This window comes from Lysinibacillus sphaericus, from assembly GCF_015844675.1.
Taxonomy (GTDB): domain Bacteria; phylum Bacillota; class Bacilli; order Bacillales_A; family Planococcaceae; genus Lysinibacillus; species Lysinibacillus sphaericus_E.
This window is the reverse complement of the sequence record NZ_LDGC01000025.1, coordinates 46,457-65,009: the sequence shown is the minus strand read 5'-3', so window position 1 is coordinate 65,009 and position 18,553 is coordinate 46,457. Positions and strand designations below refer to the sequence as shown.

Here is an 18,553-nt window from a genome sequence, read left to right as displayed (position 1 = left end):
ATGACGGCGTATATAATGGTGTGACGAAAATTGTAGTTGGTCATTGCACTTTTCTTTTTCGTCTAACTGAAAAGACTGAAGATACACTTGGCAAAATCAAGTGTATCTTCAGTCTTTAATTTCTATATATTCCAGCATTTTAGAAGCACCGAAAGCGGAACGAGATTCACTGTCCCGAAAACGCTTGATTATTGAAAACTAGTGAGGTGAAGAAAAACTCCACACGTTAAGTTCTCTTTAAGGTGATGATTCATCATTATTTTCTACTGGTTCCTCAGAGTCTTTATTCTCACTATCCAGCTCCTGTGAAGAAGATTCTAACAATATTTGCGTATAATAGTTTAAAAAGACTCCAGATCCCACTGTGGTATATAAATCATTTAATATGATTTTTCGATGCTCAGATGAATTAAGCCAGCCATGCATTGCTTCGATAGCATCAAAATAATCAGTCGCAAGATTTTCATTTGCTTCACTATATTCGATTTCCTGTGTTTCTAATCTCTTTTTTAAATCTCCATTTGTTGGTGATTCATGACCAACGAAATTTTGAACCTTCATATCTTCACTATGCATATTTGCAACTTTTTCTATTGATTCATCAATTTTTAATGGAGATAAATCATGTCGAACTCTTGCAACATTGATTAAATCGTCAAGTTGCGCAGCACTTGCTTCATTTATTTCCTTCTGTAAAAAGGAAGAAGGTGGGGTTGGTATAACTAGCTCGCCTTGATAAGTCATTTCATAAGGTTGATGAAGAACAAGAGTTTTACTATTAGTAAATCGTACGCCTTGTAGCTCACTAGTTTCTCTATCGAGATAGAGTTGTGCAAATAGCCCATCGAATTTTACAAGCAACCGCGTCTGCATATCTTCTTCACTCATCGAGAAAGAGAAAATATTTTTACCAACATTCGCCGTTACTTCGTAATCAATGATAGTCATTCGGTATATATCATCGCGCTTCTGACCAACCTTAAAAGGAGAAGCATCTAAATCTTCACCAGCTAGATAAACTTGTGTCACCACATTATTTTCAACGCCTACCATGAAAAATTTGGAGGGACTTGCATTGTATATCCACCAATCATAGCCAAAGGACGATGGTTCCTTTCGCACTGGTTCACCATATTTATCTGAAATTACCTTTATTTCTTTACCGATTAATGTTGACATCCCGCTTTTCGGACGTGGCATTGCCCCCATTTCAGGTTGCGTTAACTCGGTTTTGGGAATGATATTTGAATTGGCATTCGGGCCTTTTAGCGGCTCGTTTTCACGTGGTGTATTAAAAAACATAAAGCCAATCAACGCAACTGCAGCACATGCCATAAAAATGCGAAATAAAGCTTTCATACATGTCTCCTTCTTATCACGATTATTCTAAAACTATTATATCAATTGTAGTTGGGTTGACACAATGTTGTCATTGCAACAATGTCGAATATGCTCTATTATAAAAATGAGCGTATACTTTGTACGAGAACCTAAAGGAGGATTAGAGATGTATTTTGAAAATACTAACCTTGAAAATTTAACAGCTGATCAAGAACTTATTGTAAGCGTCATGAAAAAAAACGGTTTAGAATGTGATGGCGGCTGGGACTACGAACGTATGACATTTGATAAGCGTTTCGATACTCGTGAGGGACGTTATTACCTACGTGTATTCTCATATGCTAAATCAGGTGATGTTGGTGCACACGATGCAATCCTAACATTAATGAAACCAGTACTTGGTAAGTACTACTATCCACACGGTGTTGAGTATGGTGATGATGAAGTTTATCCAGCTCATCTTGTAAAAAAATGTGAAGAAATCTTAAAAAAGGTTAAATTAGACTTACAAGATTTTGAAATTCATGCGTAATTTTAGATAGTTATTTCACGGTGCATATATGTCGATTAAACATCGAAATCATTTTATTTTTTATTCAGGTAACAGTAACGACAATAGCATGCAGTGCAATAGCTAAACTGAAAAGACTGGTGGTCCAGTCTTTTTTATTTTGAGTAAAAATTTTATTTCTTCTCATACTAACTATATCTTATACATGATGTAGGTGAGATAGATGTTACAATTTTTAAAAAGCCCTTTTTTTCGCCATCCGATAATCGTTATAGCGATCGGAATTGCAATCCTCTGGTTTATATCCTTGTCATTACCGATACTGCTTGCCTACGTAACTGCATTATTATTGGAACCTGTCATCATACGAATTAGTAAACGGTTCCGAAAAAAACGAAAAATAGTCGCATCCATTTTTTTTATGATCTTTTCAATTGTGACATTATTATTATGTATTCTCATCATATTTATAAGCTGGAAACAATTCTCAATATTTATCATTGATATTCCAGAGTACCTCAATCAGCTCTCAGCAATATGGATTCAAATGCAATCCAAGCTCTCTAACTACACGCATCGTTTGCCCTTAGATCTTGTTATACAAATTCAGCTTATGATAGCACAAGCTCTTTCTGCAATTGAGAAATATGCTCTTTCTTTAACAAATGTGAATGTTTGGTCATCTTTCCTTACGTATATTACTTCACGTTTGTTTGATATTTTTGTTTATTGGATTGTGTTATATATGTTTCTTTTAGAACTACCGAATATTAACCGTAAAATGTTAGCACCTATTCCGTTTCACTATCAACAAAAAATACTATTTATTGGACAGCGTGTGAAACTTGCTTTATTTGGTTTTATGAAAGCACAATTTTTTGTTGGTATTTGTATTTTAGCTATATCTTTTGGGACTTTTTATTTTCTTAAAACTCCATTCCCACTTGTATTATCACTCTTGCTAGTCATTTTAGACTTCGTTCCTTTTTTAGACTCGTTCATTTTGCTTCTTCCATGGGCACTATACAAAGCCTTTACAGGTGATTATATTTTTGCTGTTATGCTAGTCGTATTAACAATCGCACTTTTTTTAGTTCGGCGTATGATTGAACCTAGAGTGATTGGAAATAAAGTTGGACTCTCCTCACTCATAACCTTTATTGCAATGTTTATCGGTTTTGAAATGTTTGGATTTGTTGGTATTTTAATCGGCCCTTTACTCTTTGTTGTTGTCCTGTCCCTATTTAATCAAACATCCATAAAAAATCTCCCTCCTTCTCAAAAATAAAAGGAGGGAGATCTTTTTGATCAAATATACTTCAGCACAATGACACCAGCTAAATGAAGTTAGAAACCTAAAATAGCTTTAATGACAGATGTTGTTTCACCTGGCTCAAATAAAACATAAAGTAACAAGTAAACAAGAACTCCCGTAATAGCTACGAAGAACCAAATAATACTTGTAATTGGTCCAATACGACGGTGAAGCTTAAGATTCGTTTTCAAACCAGAGATGATACTAACAATCCCAAATACTGCTCCAGTTGTTGCAAGCGTAATGTGGAAAATTAAGAAGAACGTATAATAAGGTTTTAAATCTTCTCCGCCACCAAACGCTGTGTTACCAATAAAGATTGTACGTGAGGCATAAATAATAAAGAAGATAAGTGCTGCAACTCCTGCTGCAAACATTACTTTTTTATGTGCCTCAACCTTTCTTTTTATAATTAAGCCCCAACCAATAGCTACAAGTACAGCACTAATAACGATGAATGATGTACTTATAGTAGGCAAAATTTGCAATTCCATCGACAAAACCCCTTATTTCTTTTTTACAATTAATGTTGCTGCTGGCTTTCCCATTTCTTTTGATGCTCTTTTAAAGCATCGGCAGTAATTTTATCCGGATCCTTTTGTTCTGCACGATACCAATTAAGGAAAATCGCCCCTAGTAATACCCCGAAAATAAGCTCTTGTAATATCTTCATTAAAACGCCGCCTAGTTGCTGATCCGCAACAGGTGTCATATTTGTAAAGAGCTCTGGTCCTGAAAGAGATAAACTAGAAAGTGTGGCCACTGGTACACAAAGTTCCATTGCCTTTAGCCATGCTTCACCATTTGTATATGTTTCATACATAGCATTTGGTGCAAAAATAATTAACGCACACGCAGGTGTAATTAATACCGCATTCGAAATGATATAGGCTAATTTATGCAAGGGCTTCATTTGTGGTTGATTTGGCATCTTTTGAATCAAAGGCCAATACATTAAGACAGCAGAAACAAATAATACAAATGTATATGTACCATGTAGAGTTTCGTTTAATTTAATGTAGTCTAGCACTGCAGGTAAGTGATAGAAAGAAAATAGACCAATAAACACAAATACTGCAGCGACGGGAAATGTTAATACTTTAAATAAAGATCTAACAACTGGTGCTTCAATTGCAACTTTCCATATCCACCAAGGAATCCCCTTAATTAAGAAAATCGGTACAAGTAACAATAAAATAGCCATTTGCACCATATGCATTGTAAACATAATGTGCGCCATTAAATCTATTGGAGATCCTTTAATAATATATATCGTTACCATCGCCAGTACAAAATAAATAGCCTCTCCTTTTTTCAAAGGCTCACTTACTTTAAAATCCTTCCGCCACTTTGTTGTGACTAGAAAATAGATGACTGTTATAAAAACAAGAACCCCTATTAAGTATGGGCTCCATAAAGCTTGGAAACCAAATATACTAAGTGGCATACAAAACGCACTCCTTTAACTTCAGTATCCCTATTATAGAACGCTTACAAACATTCTGCAATGAACGAAAGGTGAACAAATTACTAACCATAGTTTACGGTGGTTTAAAGTGTGAAAAACAATATGGTCAAAGAAATCTGTGAATGTTGTGACACTTTTATGAGGATGATTTCCGTTCCAGGCTACTCGCTTTCCTGTGGGCGAGCGTCGAGCCGCTTCCTCCGCTCCGTGCAGGGTCTCGCCTGTCTCGCTTTCCCACGGGAGTCGAGTAGCCTTCCACTCCAATCAACAATAGCGTAGAATTTTTATTAATTTTATGTATTTCAAGATTGGACACTATGACTACACATCATAATTGAACAGAATAGACTTCTAACAGTGACGTAATTGTACATTGTCGTTGCTGTCCTAAGACGAAACTCTTTTGCTAAACTTTATCACTTAAATTAAAGCGACATGTCAGAGGATACATGCTTTGTGAATCAGTTGATTGGGATGGAGACTGGGCAACATAATAAATTAAAAGGATTCACGCACAGTTTTGTGTATGAATCCTTTTTGCTCTTCGAAAGGTGGATGTCGATAAAATTTAAAAGTTAGATGATAAAACGTGAAAGTTTATCGATAATATTCAGAAGTTGGGCGATAATTTCTGAAAGTGTTTCGATAAAACTAAAAGTTGGATGTCATCTTGTTAAAAAGTATGTCATGTGGATAAGTTGATTGGAGTGGAGACTGGGCGACTCCTCGGGGATCAGCGTCACAGATGAGACCATGGAGCGAGCAACGCGAGTGAAGCGGCTCATCGGACGCCCCCAGGAAAGCGCTCAGTCGTAACGGAAATCCCCCCCCTTTTGCTTTGCCCAAGCTATACTTTATAACTAACTCCTTAATTTCATTGACACAATAGAAGAAAAGCACGTTCCTACATAAAGTAGAGAACGTGCTTTTTTGGTGATTACCACCAAATGATTGTTAAAAATGCTAAGAAGAATGTAAATGCGATTAAAATACCCATCCACATGAAGAAGCCAATTACACCACCGAAGTGTGTTTTTTTGTCTTCTAAGTGCATGAAAGAGTAAAGTTGAAGAACAACTTGAACTCCAGCAAGCAATAAAATAAGCGGTAATATTAAGTATTTAGAAAAATCAGCTGCAACTACTGCGAATGCGATAAACGTAAAGAAAATCATAATCGCAAAGTTGATTACTTGTTTACGCATATGAACGGCATTATGATGACGATCATACTCGTATTGTGCCTGTGACTTAGCAACTATAGGTGTATCGTGTGATGACATATTATCCGATCACTCCCATCAAGTAAACTACTGTAAAGATGAATACCCAAACTACGTCGATAAAGTGCCAGTATAATGCAGCCACGAAGAATTTAGGTGCATTGTATAAGTTAAGACCACGCTTAGCATTACGAAGCATTAACGTAGCAATCCACACAAGACCTAATGTTACGTGGAAACCATGTGTACCAACTAATGAATAAAACGCAGTTGAGAATGCAGATTGGTCAAATGTAAAACCAAGACCTACATAATGATTGAATTCATAAATTTCAAGACCTAAGAATCCAAGACCTAAAAGCAATGTTATACCTAACCAAGTTTGCATAGCCTTAAAGTTAAAGTTACGCATATGGTAAATGGCATAAACAGACGTTAGTGATGATGTTAATAATAACATCGTCATAGCGAAAGCTAAAGGTAATTCAAATAAACTTTGTGTTGTGAACTCCATGCCAGCTGGCCCTTTGTTCTTAAGCGCTAAGTAAGTAGCGAATAAACTTGCGAAAAGTACAACTTCACAGGCAAGGAAAATCCAGAAACCAACAACTTTATTTTTCCCTTCCATCGTAGCTTGTTCAGGATGATCTGGCCAAGTATGAGGAGTAAATTTAGTATTGAAATCCATTATTTATTTCCTCCTTTGCCGTAAAGATGTTCTTCAATTTCAAGAATTTCTTCTTTGTGTAAGTGGAAGCCGTGATCGTCCTTAACAGAACGGAAAATCATAGCACCAAATGTAATTGCAAGACCAGCAATTAAAATATAAATTGACCATGGTTTATCTGCATCTGGATTGTAAAGAGCACCGAATGCTGCGATAAACATACCCATAGAAATAACAAATGGGATAGCTGAGTTGTTTGGCATATGAATATCACCGATTGGCTCAGCAAATGTAACTTCTTTATTACCTTCTTGCTTTTCAATCCACCAAGGATCTAAACCACGAACAAGAGGTGTTTGACGGAAGTTATAGAATGGGATTGGTTGTGGAATTGACCATTCTAAAGTACGTCCATCGCCCCATGGATCGCGACCTGCTGGTTTGCCTTTGATTGACATTAAACAGTTGATTACCATTAAGATAACCCCTACACCCATCATTAATGCACCGATTGTAGAGATATAGTTGAACTGATCCCAACCTTGACCTTCCATGTAAGTGAATACGCGACGTGGCATACCCATTAAACCTAAGAAATGTTGAACGAAGAACGTTAAATGGAATCCGATAAAGAATACCCAGAAAGTAATTTTACCAAGTGTTTCGTTTAACATACGGTTGAAGAAAATTGGCCAGTAGAAGTGCGCTGAACCAAATAACGCTGTTACGATACCACCAACGATTACGTAGTGGAAGTGAGCAACGATAAAGTAAGAATCGTGTAATTGGTAGTCAAGAGGTGCAGATGCTTGCATTACCCCTGTAACACCACCCGCAACGAATGACGGGATGAAACCAAGTGCATAAAGCATTGGTGTTGTAACTTTAATAGATCCGCCCCAAATAGTTAAGATCCAGTTGAATACTTTCATACCTGTTGGAACCGCAATCGCCATCGTTGCAACAGCAAAGATTGCGTTAGCTGTTGGCCCAAGACCAACTGTAAACATGTGGTGAGCCCAAACCATGAACCCTAAGAAACCGATTAAAATTGTTGCGAATACCATTGAAGAGTATCCGAATAAACGTTTACGAGAGAACGCTGGAATAATCTCAGAGAATAAACCGAACGCTGGTAATACTAAGATATAAACTTCTGGGTGTCCGAAGATCCAGAATAAGTGTTCCCAAATAATTGTGTTACCACCCATTAAATGGTCAAAGAAGTTACCACCGAACATACGGTCAAATAACATCATTAATAAACCAATTGTTAATGGAGGGAATGCAAATAGGATTAATGCACTTGATACTAGAGAAGTCCAAGTGAATAATGGCATACGCATAAATGTCATACCTGGAGCACGCATTGTAATAATCGTAACGATAAAGTTAAGACCTGAAATTAACGTACCTGCACCTGATATTTGTAAACCGAGAACATAGAAGTCAATACCATGTCCAGGAGAATATAAAGATAATGATGCATAAGACGTCCAGCCCGCATCAGGAGCGCCACCCATAAAGAATGATAGGTGAAGGAATACTGCACCTAGGAAGAATAACCAGAACCCTAAAGAGTTAAGGAACGGGAATGCTACGTCACGCGCACCAATTTGTAATGGTACAAGCATGTTCATAAATGCGAATAGTAATGGAGTCGCAGCTAGGAATAACATTGTTGTTCCGTGCATTGTTAATAATTCATTGAAAAAACCAGCTGATACGAAGTCGTTATTTGGTTTCATTAATTGAATACGCATTAATAACGCTTCAAAACCAGCGATAGCAAAGAACAGTGTACCGGCTAATAAATACATTACTGCTAACTTTTTATGGTCAACAGTTGTAATGTAGTCCCAGACAGTTGCTCCAAAGCCCTTTTTCTGTGTGTATGAGCTCACAACTTTTACCTCCCTCAAGTTTGTTACATAAAACTAAAATTATTTCTCAACAGATAAGCCCATGATATACGTTGCAAGAGCTTGAACTTCTTCTTCAGTTAAGTCGCCATAAATAGGCGCAGTACCATCTGGATTCATCATTAAGTTACCTGGTTTGAATTTGCCAGGATCTTTAATCCAATCTTTTAAGTTTTCTTCATTATGTTCTAAGAAACCAGCAACACGGTTACGGTCACCAAAAGTAGCTAAGTTAGGACCTGGTGTGCCTGCACCACTTGTACCTGATACAGCATGACAACCCATACAGCTCTGAGCAAATTTTGCTTCTCCTAGATCTGTTGAAGCTTTGTCAGCCTTTTTCCCATCTGTTGCTTTCATTGAAGCTACCCATGTATCGAATGCATCTGGGCTTAATGCTTTAACTTTGAAGTCCATTAATGCATGTGAAGGACCACATAACTCAGCACATTTACCATAGAATACGCCGTCTTTAAGGTCTTTTGATTCTTTATCGAATTCTAGATAGAACTTGTTCAAGTTATCTACGTTCGTATCCATTTTACCGCCTACAGCAGGAATCCAGAATGAGTGCTTAACATCGGCAGCTTTTAAGTTAAAGTAAACTTTTTGACCTGTTGGTACTACTAATTCTTGTGCCGTTACAATACCTTGGTTAGGGTATTCAAACTCCCACCAATATAATTTCGCAGTTACATTTACTGTAAGTGCTGTTTTGTCACCGTTTTCATCTACTTCGTCCATCGCAGCAACATCTGCAAATTTGTAAGTAGCCGTAACAACCGGTACAGCTAAGATTAATAATAAAATAATTGGTATAACTGTCCAAATCACTTCAAGAGTGTGACTTCCTTCTACTTGCTTAGGAATAACATTTTCGCCAACTTTTGCACGGCGGAATTTTAAGAATGCAAGTAAATAGACAACGGATACTACTACTACAACTAACGTCATAATTCCAGTAGCTAGCATTAATAGATTGAATTGTTCTTTACCTACTTGGCCAGACGGTTTCAGTGCAGAAATATAATCTTCACCACAACCAGAAAGGAAAACCATCATCACTGCTAGTAGTGAAAAAAGACGCCACTTTTTAAGCCCTTTCATCATAGCTTAATTAAACCCCTCTTTCTTTGTTGTATTTTCATGTGTATCTAGGACACCAGTTCTGTCTATATGAATTCTTTAAGAAAAGAAAGAATTCCTACATTTAGCTAAACAACGCAAAAATTATGATGGATACAAATAGTATGGTCATATGATTCAAAGAATAGATAAACATTTTATTTGCCCATTTCATATCATCTTTTGTCGTAAAGCCTTTAAAAGCTAGAATCAACCAGCCCAAGTTCAATGCAGTCGCAAGAATTAAGAAGCCAATCCCAAGCTCCGGTAAAAGGAAAGGTAACGGTAATAATAAAAGAATCCAGAATAACATTGAGTACTTAGTTCGTTTAAATCCCTTTACTACTGGTAGCATTGGTATATTAGCTGCACGATATTCCTCAGTACGTTTCATAGCAAGTGCATAAAAATGCGGTGGTTGCCATGCAAACATGATCAGGAATAAGGCAAGTGCTCCAGCACCTAATGTAGGCTCCACAGCTGCAAACCCAATAACTGGTGGGATTGCCCCCGAAATACTTCCTACAACCGTGTTACTAACATGCTTCCTCTTTGACCACATTGAGTACAGAACAACATAAGCAAATATTCCTACAAGTCCCCACATGCCGGCCGCAAACGATGCCGCAAATAACAAAATTTCACCTACAATTAAAAATGAGAGGGCAATGGTCAGTACAAAATTCGGCTTAAATCTACCCGTTACTGTCGGTCTTGCCTTCGTTCTTTTCATGATTGGGTCAATATCCTGATCAATAAAGTTATTCATTGCGCCCGAGCCACCTATAATCAATGCTGCACCCAGCATGGTGAACAATATGACATCAAGCTCTTGCAAGAAGTGTCTACTAGTAAATTGAAATGCCAGCCACATCCCTGTAAACGTTGTGACAAGATTCGAGTTAACAATTCCAATTTTTATCAGTGCTAAGAAATCTTTCACAACAGATGTTGATGCTGGTCCACCATTTCTAGTAGCCGTCAGTGCACGACCGTTTGACATGATACCTCTCCTTTCATTTTTGTAAGCATATTCCGCTACCAATTACTATAGCGAAATTTGCGATTGATTTCTAGACATTAAGTGAAATTTAGATGAAGTTGTAAAAATTAGCTTTGTCTAGAAATATAATAAAAACAACATATCTATAGTAAATCATTTTCCAAAATGAATTGTGAAGGTTAGAGTACGAAATTATGAACAATTTGTGAAATGGAATCGACATCTAATACTCCCTACTCTTTACAAGTTGTTTTTTACCTGTATTTTCGATATCATCTATTAGCAGAAACATTACTTTCATGTAATGTTCATAGATAAAGTAGGTGACTCATTTTATGCAACACAACAAGTATATGAAATGGTTTGCTGTTGCCGCTACAGTTGGAATGCTCCTTATTTTATTAGGCGGAGCACTTGTTACCAAAACAGATAGTGGCTTAGGCTGTGGTCGAAATTGGCCAGATTGTAATGGTTCTCTTATTCCAAAAGAAATAACACCAGAAGTCTTAATTGAATTTTCTCATCGTCTTGTAACTGGAGTTGTATCTATTTCGATTCTTGCGTTAACAGTTTGGACATGGCGTAAACTCGGTCATATTCGAGAAGTAAAATTATTAGGTTTCTTAGCGATGTTTTTCTTAATCGCACAAGCTCTTATTGGAGCAGCTCAAGTGTTGTGGGGACAAGGCGATTTCATATTAGCGCTCCACTTTGGGATATCTCTTATTTCCTTTGCTGCTGTGCTCCTTCTTTCTATGATTGTATTTGAAGTCGATCGGAAATTTGATGCCGATAACGTATTTATTGGTAAAAAGTTACGTTGGCATACAATTGCTGTCACAATTTATTCTTATTTAGTCGTTTATACAGGGGCGCTTGTTCGCCATACAGATTCTAGCTTAATATGTCCTGACTGGCCATTTTGCTATAACGAAACACCATTCGCACCTTTTAATAATATGTACGAATGGGTGCAAATGGGGCATCGCCTAGCAGTTCTTATCTTTTTCATTTGGATTGCATACATAACTTGGCACGTTGTAAAAGAATATAAAAATCAACGCGTTATTTACTATGGCTGGATTATTGCCTTTACTATAGTAATTTTACAAATGATCGCAGGTATGTTAGTAGTCCTAACTAAATTGAATTTAACAGTCGCATTACTTCATTCATTATTCATTTCAATTCTATTTGGTCTACTTTGTTACATGATAATGCTAGTTGCACGTAGCAATTATAATGAAAAAAGCAAATAATAGTAGAAAAAGATTCGCTACATTTTCCAGTAGTGAATCTTTTTTATTTCGGCAAATGTTTCTATCATTTATAAGTAAAAAAATCAATAAGTTTATTATTACAATATAGCAAATTTTATTGTATTATCGCACCAAAAACATTTGTAGCTGACGCTTCACTTTCGCTACAAATAAAAATATATGCCCTGTATATTAGTTGTTTTCGTTACGGCTGGGCGACTCCTTGGGGATCAGCGATAGGGGAACGAAGGCTAAAACCATCACGTCCTGTGATAACGTCTTTGTGACCAACATCCTGCTGTTGCTGTCGCTGCGCTTTCGCACAAACAAAACCAAAACCCTATGCTGCCGCTACGTTGCACTCACGCTTTCGCGCAAAAGACATCTGTTGCCCCAAGCGCCTCATTGGACGCCCCCAGGAAGCTTTGCTCTGTGCGAAAGCGAAGCGACAGCAAATGTTTTAACTGCGCGAAAGCGTAGCGGCAGCGGCAAAGCGCCCAGCTGAAACGGAAATCAACCACACGTTATGGTGATGAGCCATAAAAAAGGTTATTAGTATGCTATAAAAGCCTTCTAATAACCTTCTTTATTATCAATTATTCAATTTCAATTAACAAATCACCTGTTGAAATAGCATCGCCCGCATGAGCGTATACTTCTTTCACGATACCGTCTTTCGGTGCTTGGACGGTTGTTTCCATTTTCATCGCTTCGGTAATTAATAAGTGATCCCCACGTTTTACATGGCTTCCTTTCGATACGACTACTTTTAAGACTGTTCCAGGCATCGTTGCGCCAATTTGATTTGGATTGCTTGGGTCTGCTTTTAATGCCAGACTGCCATCTACTTCGACAGTCATATCTTGAATCACTAATTCACGGGATTGACCGTTTAGCTCAAAGTATATAACACGCGTACCATCGTGCTGCGGTTCTCCAATAGAAACAAGTTTAATGATTAGTGTTTTTCCTTTTTCAATCTCGACTTCGATTTCTTCACCTAGTTTTAACCCGTAAAGGAATGTTGGCGTATCTAATACCGAAATTTTGCCGAAGGAGCTCACTGTTTTTGCATACTCTTCAAACACTTTAGGATACAAAGCAAATGCTAGGACATCCTGCTTTGTCACAGGACGATTTAATTTTTCCTCTAGTATCGCCTCTAATTGCTCAAAATTCACAGGCTCTAATAGCTCGCCAGGACGTACTATAATTGCTTCACGATCCTTTAACACAACCTTTTGAAGTGCCTCTGGGAAGCCACCATGCGGTTGTCCTAAATAACCTTGGAAGAATTCAATCACGGAATCTGGGAAATCGATTGTTTGCCCTCTTGTTAGTACCGAGTTTTCATCTAAATCATTTTGCACCATAAATAACGCCATATCACCGACTACTTTCGAAGAAGGGGTTACTTTGACAATATCGCCAAATAGAAGGTTTACGCGGGAATACATACGCTTCACTTCTTCCCATCTATCTCCAAGGCCTACTGCTTTGGCTTGCTGTTGCAAGTTACTGTACTGACCACCTGGCATTTCATGGACATAAATTTCAGAATGCGGGCTAATCATACCGCTTTCAAAATCCTTATAATATTTACGCACATCTTCCCAGTAGTACGATAACTTTTCAAGCGCATCGATATCGGCACGAACCTCGCGCTTACCGCCCTTCATTGCATAATACAAAGAGTTTGCACTTGGCTGTGATGTTAAACCTGCCATTGAACCGAGCGCCGTATCAATGATATCTACCCCTGCTTCAATCGCCTTGGCATATAAATAAATACCATTGCCACTTGTATCATGCGTATGCAGATGGATTGGCAGACTTGTTGTCTCTTTCAACTCTGAAATTAAACGATAGGCTGCTTCTGGCTTCAATAATCCTGCCATATCTTTTATCGCTAAAATATGGGCACCTGCTGCCTCTAGCTCTTTTGCCATTTCCTTGTAGTATTGCACTGAATATTTCGCTCTTGATTCATCAAAAATATCCCCTGTGTAACAAATCGCAGCTTCAGCAATTTTACCTGATTGACGTGCTGCATCAATGGCTACTTCCATTCCTTTAATCCAGTTCAAGCTATCGAAAATACGGAATACGTCAATGCCTGATGCCGCTGATTCAGCGATAAACTCACGAATTAAATTGTCTGGGTAATTTGTGTAGCCAACTGCATTCGCACCTCGCAATAACATTTGGAATAGTACATTCGGTACTTGTTCACGGAGCTTGGCAAGACGCTCCCATGGGTCTTCTTTTAAGAAACGGTACGCCACATCAAACGTCGCGCCTCCCCACATTTCTAGTGAGAAGAAATCATGCATCATGCGCGCTGTTGCATCTGCAACTTCGAACATATCCTGTGAACGCACACGTGTTGCAAGAAGTGACTGGTGTGCATCTCGGAAAGTTGTATCTGTTAATAGCACATCCTCTTGCTCCAAAATCCATTTCACAAGCCCGTCTGCTCCTTGGGCATCTAAAATTTGCTTTGTCCCTGCCGGAGGAACGATTAATTTATCAACTTTTGGGATGCTCGGCTGCACAAAAATTGGTTTCGACTTCTTCTCTACACCTGGGAAGCCATTTAGTGTCACATTGCCAATATAGCTTAAGAGCTTTGTCCCACGGTCCTTGCGCTCAGGGAAATTAAATAGTTCAGGTGTTGAATCGATAAAGCTTGTATCAAATGCACCCGTTAAAAACTTCTCGTGCGTTACGACATTATTTAAAAATGGAATATTCGTTTTCACCCCACGAATACGGAACTCTTTTAAGTTTCGGTCCATTTTTGCTGCCGCTTCTTTAAACGTCATCCCTGTCGTTGAAATTTTAACTAGTAGCGAATCATAGTACGGCGTTACTACAGCTCCTTGGAAGCCATTGCCGGCATCTAATCGAACGCCAAAACCACCGCTTGAACGGTACACCATAAGCTTCCCTGTATCAGGCATAAAATCATTAGCTGGGTCTTCCGTTGTAACACGCGCTTGAATCGCATAGCCGATCATTGGAATATCCGCCTGTTGTGGAATATGGATTTCGGCACTATGCAGACCGTACCCTGCTGCCACTTTAATTTGGGCGTGCACAATATCAACACCCGTAATCATTTCAGTAATCGTATGCTCTACTTGAATACGAGGGTTGACCTCGATGAAATAAAATTCATCGCCTGCAACTAAAAATTCTACTGTCCCTGCATTTATGTATGAGACATTTTTCATTAATTGAACAGCAGCATCGCAAATTCGGCTTCTTAAATCTTCCGAAATTGAATTAGACGGTGCGATTTCAACAACCTTTTGATGTCGTCGTTGAATCGAGCAATCACGTTCATATAAATGAATGATATTGCCCTGTTGATCGCCAATAATTTGGACTTCAATATGCTTTGGCTTAATAATAGCCTTTTCTACATACACCTCATCAGAGCCAAATGCTGCTTTCGCCTCTGATTTTGCACGTTCATAGGAGGACGCTAGCTCCTCTGCTGTATGAACAAGGCGCATTCCACGACCACCGCCGCCTAGTGCTGCCTTAATCATAATTGGATAATCATATGCGCTAGCAAAAGCTTCTACCTCCGCTAAATTAGCTACTGGACCATCTGTACCTGGTATAACAGGAATACCTGCAGCAATTGCTTGTTCACGCGCCTTCACCTTATCCCCAAACATATCTAAATGCTGGGAAGTTGGTCCAATGAAAACAATCCCCTCTTCTTCACATCGACGTGCAAATTCTACGTTTTCTGATAAAAAGCCATAACCTGGATGAATCGCATCAACATTAGCATCTTTCGCAATCGCAATAATGCCCTCAATATCTAAATAAGCATCAATTGGTTTCTTGCCAGCTCCTACTAAATAGGCTTCATCTGCTTTAAAACGATGGAATGCCCCACTGTCCTCCCGCGAATAAATGGCTACAGTTTGGAAATTCAACTCCGTACATGCACGGAAAATACGAATTGCAATTTCTCCTCGATTGGCTACGAGAATTTTGTTGATTGATTCCATTGATATCCCCCTTTATGATTGTGTCTTTCTCCTTTCTACCTTTTCAAACATAGAAATATTGATTAATATTCCCATCGCTAAAGATAGAATAATTATAGATGTCCCGCCATAGCTAATAAAAGGTAGCGTGACACCGGTTAACGGGATTAACCCAGTTACACCCCCAAGATTGATAAACGTTTGCCAGCCAATCCAGCTCGCAATACCAGCCGTAATCATACGTGCTAGTGGATCTTTCGTGCGCAACGCGATCGAAAATCCTTTATATACAATAAAACCTAAACCACCTAAAACGATAAGAACTCCCCAAATTCCTAGTTCCTCCATAATAATTGCCATAATAAAATCGGTTTGTGGTTCAGGCAAATACCCCAATTTTTGAATCGATTGACCGAGACCTCTTCCTTCTAAACCGCCTCCGCCAATGGCATAATAACTATTGACAACTTGGTGACCACTACCAGTCTCATACTCAAACGGATTAATGTATGATTTAAGACGTCCTAAACGGTTTGGCGTTATCATATTTCCTTTAAACAGCATTAGTATACCAAAAATGACTCCTCCAAACGCGCCCAACACGCCAAAAAACTTCCAAAACGTTTTAAACGGAATACCACTCGCTGCTACAACACAAACCGCAATTCCACATAGAATAATACTTGCTCCCAAATCGGTTTCAAATGCTACACCCGCAACAACAAGAATCCAGAGGAAAATAGGATAAAATATTTCAGTTGGTTGTAGCTTTTCAAGCGTATATTTCTGCCCTTTCCGATAAAAAGCTGCAGCAAAATATAAAATTATAAATAGCTTCGCATATTCAGAAGGTTGAAAATTACCAAAACCCGGAACATGTATCCAACTTTTAGAACCTATCCCTGCCGTATCACCGTTACCAGCAACTTTTACCCAAGTAAATAGAACAACTAGCACAGCCGTCAGTAACAACATAACATTTTTATTCGCATAATGTTTATACGGGAAAAATGCCGCTATTAAAAATCCAAAAAAACCTACAATTAAATTGATTACTTGCTTGTGATAATAGAAATCTGGTTCTTGTCCTTTATGTGCAATCGCCACCATCATACTGGAGCTATAAATCATTACTAAACCAAATAAGCTTAATAATAGAACAGTAAAAAACAACGGATAATCAAAGTTTTGTGCATAACGTTTTAAGTATTGTTTCATCGTAAAACCTCATTCTAGAAAAAAAACTCAAATCGCAAATGCGTTTGAGTTTTTTCTTTTTATTTGTCTGTATACGCGTCATGTAGTACAGAAAGTTCTTTCTCGAGTGAATCGAGAATTTCTTTGCCTTTTTCGCGTTCAATGAGTCCAAGCTTCACAGCAAATTCAATTTCACGTGAAAGGCCGAACATTTGTGTATCTAATACTTCTTCATATAGAGGGCATTGTGGCATTGTTAAATGATCCATTTGTACTCGAATGAGGCGAGCAATTTTATCTGCATCAGCAACTAAAAGCTCCAAAGCCTTCTCTTGAAAAGAAGTTTGTGATTTAGTATCCATGAGGACGCCCCCATTATCTGATATTTCTTCGATTCTATCTTAATAAAGTTTATCTTTTAGTCGTTAAAAATGCAAGTGTCTACATTGGAAAATAGAGAAATCGAATTATATTTCTTTATTATCTCTAGTCATTAGCGTTATACTATTCATGGATATACAAGATTTAAGGAGGATTTCTATAATGGAAACAATAATTCCTATTAAGGGCGCAGTTACATTCCAATTAACATTAGATCCCACTGTTTGGATTTTCGATGATCGTAAATTAGATTTAAAAACGTACTTCGACACAAAAGAAGTTGAAGAAGATTCGGATATTAAATATATGCGTGAGGTAGGTGCTCACTGGTCTCGTGAGATTATGGAAGGAGCTACTTTCCCACCAACATTGAAATCAGAACGAAAATTCGACCGCAAAGGGATGGAAACAGGCACTTTCGGAATCGAATTAAGTCACTTCTTGAAAAATGCTGATATTAAACCCGAAGCAACAACAATCGTCATTGAATGTGAAGATGGCAAAGAATATCCGTTTACAATCGAAGAAGCTTATACATTCATTTTAAAATATAGCCAAGATGGTAAGCCATTAATGGAAGATGGTCCTGTTCATGTGCTATTTAGAGACGGTTCAAATGTAGACAACCCTATCAAAAATGTATTAGCTATTCGTGCTGAGTAGGAGGGAATGCAATGCGCGTAAAATGCGTTATTTGCGATACTATTAATAATTTAGATGATAATTTACCGTTAGCAAAAAAATTACGCAATCGACCAATTCATACGTATATGTGTGAAACATGTCATGACCGTATTGAAGATAATACCGTCGCACGCATTGAAACAGGAAATTTCCGTTTTTATCGTACTTCACCACAGATGGATAAAGAATTTTAACTGATCAGCCGAAGGAGGTGACTCATTATTTGAGTCACCTCCTTTATCGTTCAGGCTACTCACCAAGATTTATCGGAATATTATCGACATGAAGGAGATGACTCATTATTTTAAACACCTCCTTGATAGTGTTTAAAAACAAAATGTTCAAAGAAATTTTCGTGAATGTTGTGGTGCTTTAGATAAATCGAATGAAAAGACTTATTACACTGACACAATTGTAAATCTGTTGTCGCTGACGCTTCGCTTTCGCA

General features: G+C 38.0%; 16 protein-coding genes. 5 read left to right on the top strand and 11 right to left on the bottom strand.

From position 1 onward, the window contains the following. Positions 1-237: 237 nt before the first annotated feature. Positions 238-1,359, bottom strand: coding sequence for a CAP domain-containing protein (locus tag ABE34_RS08460; protein WP_197141733.1), 1,122 nt, complete (start codon positions 1,357-1,359; stop codon positions 238-240). A 148-nt stretch (positions 1,360-1,507) separates the two neighbouring features. On the opposite strand from ABE34_RS08460, the gene ABE34_RS08455 reads away from it, so the two are divergent. Both ABE34_RS08455 and ytvI read left to right on the top strand, forming a co-directional pair. Further along, positions 1,508-1,873: a YugN family protein gene (locus ABE34_RS08455; protein WP_197141731.1), complete on the top strand. Its 366-nt coding sequence runs from the start codon at positions 1,508-1,510 to the stop codon at positions 1,871-1,873. Positions 1,874-2,075: 202 nt separating this feature from the next. Further along, positions 2,076-3,140, top strand: coding sequence for a sporulation integral membrane protein YtvI (ytvI, locus tag ABE34_RS08450; RefSeq protein ID WP_197141729.1), 1,065 nt, complete (start codon positions 2,076-2,078; stop codon positions 3,138-3,140). 59 nt (positions 3,141-3,199) lie between these two features. On the opposite strand, the gene ABE34_RS08445 is transcribed toward ytvI, so the two are convergent. The 7 genes from ABE34_RS08445 to cyoE form a co-directional block, all read right to left on the bottom strand. Further along, a complete protein-coding gene (locus tag ABE34_RS08445; RefSeq protein ID WP_197141727.1) occupies positions 3,200-3,661 on the bottom strand; it encodes a DUF420 domain-containing protein in 462 nt (153 codons plus the stop codon). 29 nt (positions 3,662-3,690) lie between these two features. After that, complete coding sequence (gene ctaG, locus ABE34_RS08440; RefSeq protein ID WP_197141724.1) at positions 3,691-4,614, bottom strand: cytochrome c oxidase assembly factor CtaG; 924 nt, start codon at positions 4,612-4,614, stop codon at positions 3,691-3,693. A gap of 958 nt (positions 4,615-5,572) precedes the next feature. Then, positions 5,573-5,917, bottom strand: coding sequence for a cytochrome C oxidase subunit IV family protein (locus ABE34_RS08435; RefSeq protein ID WP_197141722.1), 345 nt, complete (start codon positions 5,915-5,917; stop codon positions 5,573-5,575). Position 5,918: 1 nt separating this feature from the next. Next, complete coding sequence (locus ABE34_RS08430) at positions 5,919-6,545, bottom strand: cytochrome c oxidase subunit 3 (protein ID WP_197141720.1); 627 nt, start codon at positions 6,543-6,545, stop codon at positions 5,919-5,921. Continuing rightward, entirely contained in the window at positions 6,545-8,428 is a 1,884-nt protein-coding gene (gene ctaD / locus ABE34_RS08425; RefSeq protein ID WP_197141718.1) for a cytochrome c oxidase subunit I, read from the bottom strand. The genes ABE34_RS08430 and ctaD overlap by 1 nt, the downstream gene beginning before the upstream one ends. Before the next feature lie 39 nt (positions 8,429-8,467). After that, positions 8,468-9,556, bottom strand: a complete 1,089-nt coding sequence (gene coxB / locus ABE34_RS08420; protein WP_197141716.1) for a cytochrome c oxidase subunit II — start codon at positions 9,554-9,556, stop codon at positions 8,468-8,470. Positions 9,557-9,656: 100 nt separating this feature from the next. Then, complete coding sequence (gene cyoE, locus ABE34_RS08415; protein ID WP_079559734.1) at positions 9,657-10,574, bottom strand: heme o synthase; 918 nt, start codon at positions 10,572-10,574, stop codon at positions 9,657-9,659. Between the two features lie 335 nt (positions 10,575-10,909). Here cyoE and ABE34_RS08410 point away from each other — a divergent pair, with 335 nt between their 5' ends. After that, the gene (locus ABE34_RS08410; RefSeq protein ID WP_079559733.1) at positions 10,910-11,833 is read left to right on the top strand and encodes a COX15/CtaA family protein; all 924 of its coding nucleotides are present in this window, start codon (positions 10,910-10,912) and stop codon (positions 11,831-11,833) included. A gap of 596 nt (positions 11,834-12,429) precedes the next feature. Here ABE34_RS08410 and pyc read toward each other — a convergent pair. Genes pyc through ABE34_RS08395 form a run of 3 tightly spaced genes read right to left on the bottom strand, consistent with a single transcriptional unit; the run spans position 12,430 to position 17,402 of the window. Continuing rightward, entirely contained in the window at positions 12,430-15,864 is a 3,435-nt protein-coding gene (gene pyc / locus ABE34_RS08405) for a pyruvate carboxylase (protein ID WP_197141714.1), read from the bottom strand. Between the two features lie 12 nt (positions 15,865-15,876). Then, positions 15,877-17,061 carry an FtsW/RodA/SpoVE family cell cycle protein gene (locus ABE34_RS08400; RefSeq protein ID WP_197141712.1) on the bottom strand — a complete coding sequence of 395 codons (1,185 nt, stop codon included), beginning with the start codon at positions 17,059-17,061 and terminating at the stop codon, positions 15,877-15,879. 59 nt (positions 17,062-17,120) lie between these two features. Then, positions 17,121-17,402, bottom strand: a complete 282-nt coding sequence (locus ABE34_RS08395) for a YlaN family protein (protein ID WP_079559730.1) — start codon at positions 17,400-17,402, stop codon at positions 17,121-17,123. Positions 17,403-17,583: 181 nt separating this feature from the next. On the opposite strand from ABE34_RS08395, the gene ABE34_RS08390 reads away from it, so the two are divergent. Continuing rightward, entirely contained in the window at positions 17,584-18,084 is a 501-nt protein-coding gene (locus ABE34_RS08390) for a peptidyl-prolyl cis-trans isomerase (RefSeq protein ID WP_197141711.1), read from the top strand. 11 nt (positions 18,085-18,095) lie between these two features. Further along, positions 18,096-18,299 (top strand): YlaI family protein, encoded by a 204-nt coding sequence (locus ABE34_RS08385; protein ID WP_079559728.1) that lies wholly within the window; start codon positions 18,096-18,098, stop codon positions 18,297-18,299. The last annotated feature ends 254 nt before the right edge of the window (positions 18,300-18,553 follow it).

Bases quoted from the DNA above. Each gene is read 5' to 3' on its own strand.
- ABE34_RS08445 (WP_197141727.1), bottom strand. From the start codon at position 3,661: ATGGAATTGCAAATTTTGCCTACTATAAGTACATCATTCATCGTTATT.
- ABE34_RS08400 (WP_197141712.1), bottom strand. From the start codon at position 17,061: ATGAAACAATACTTAAAACGTTATGCACAAAACTTTGATTATCCGTTG.
- ABE34_RS08430 (WP_197141720.1), bottom strand. From the start codon at position 6,545: ATGGATTTCAATACTAAATTTACTCCTCATACTTGGCCAGATCATCCT.
- ABE34_RS08395 (WP_079559730.1), bottom strand. From the start codon at position 17,402: ATGGATACTAAATCACAAACTTCTTTTCAAGAGAAGGCTTTGGAGCTT.
- ABE34_RS08410 (WP_079559733.1), top strand. From the start codon at position 10,910: ATGCAACACAACAAGTATATGAAATGGTTTGCTGTTGCCGCTACAGTT.
- ABE34_RS08385 (WP_079559728.1), top strand. From the start codon at position 18,096: ATGCGCGTAAAATGCGTTATTTGCGATACTATTAATAATTTAGATGAT.
- cyoE (WP_079559734.1), bottom strand. From the start codon at position 10,574: ATGTCAAACGGTCGTGCACTGACGGCTACTAGAAATGGTGGACCAGCA.
- ctaG (WP_197141724.1), bottom strand. From the start codon at position 4,614: ATGCCACTTAGTATATTTGGTTTCCAAGCTTTATGGAGCCCATACTTA.
- ytvI (WP_197141729.1), top strand. From the start codon at position 2,076: ATGTTACAATTTTTAAAAAGCCCTTTTTTTCGCCATCCGATAATCGTT.
- ABE34_RS08390 (WP_197141711.1), top strand. From the start codon at position 17,584: ATGGAAACAATAATTCCTATTAAGGGCGCAGTTACATTCCAATTAACA.
- ABE34_RS08455 (WP_197141731.1), top strand. From the start codon at position 1,508: ATGTATTTTGAAAATACTAACCTTGAAAATTTAACAGCTGATCAAGAA.
- ABE34_RS08435 (WP_197141722.1), bottom strand. From the start codon at position 5,917: ATGTCATCACACGATACACCTATAGTTGCTAAGTCACAGGCACAATAC.
- ABE34_RS08460 (WP_197141733.1), bottom strand. From the start codon at position 1,359: ATGAAAGCTTTATTTCGCATTTTTATGGCATGTGCTGCAGTTGCGTTG.
- coxB (WP_197141716.1), bottom strand. From the start codon at position 9,556: ATGATGAAAGGGCTTAAAAAGTGGCGTCTTTTTTCACTACTAGCAGTG.
- pyc (WP_197141714.1), bottom strand. From the start codon at position 15,864: ATGGAATCAATCAACAAAATTCTCGTAGCCAATCGAGGAGAAATTGCA.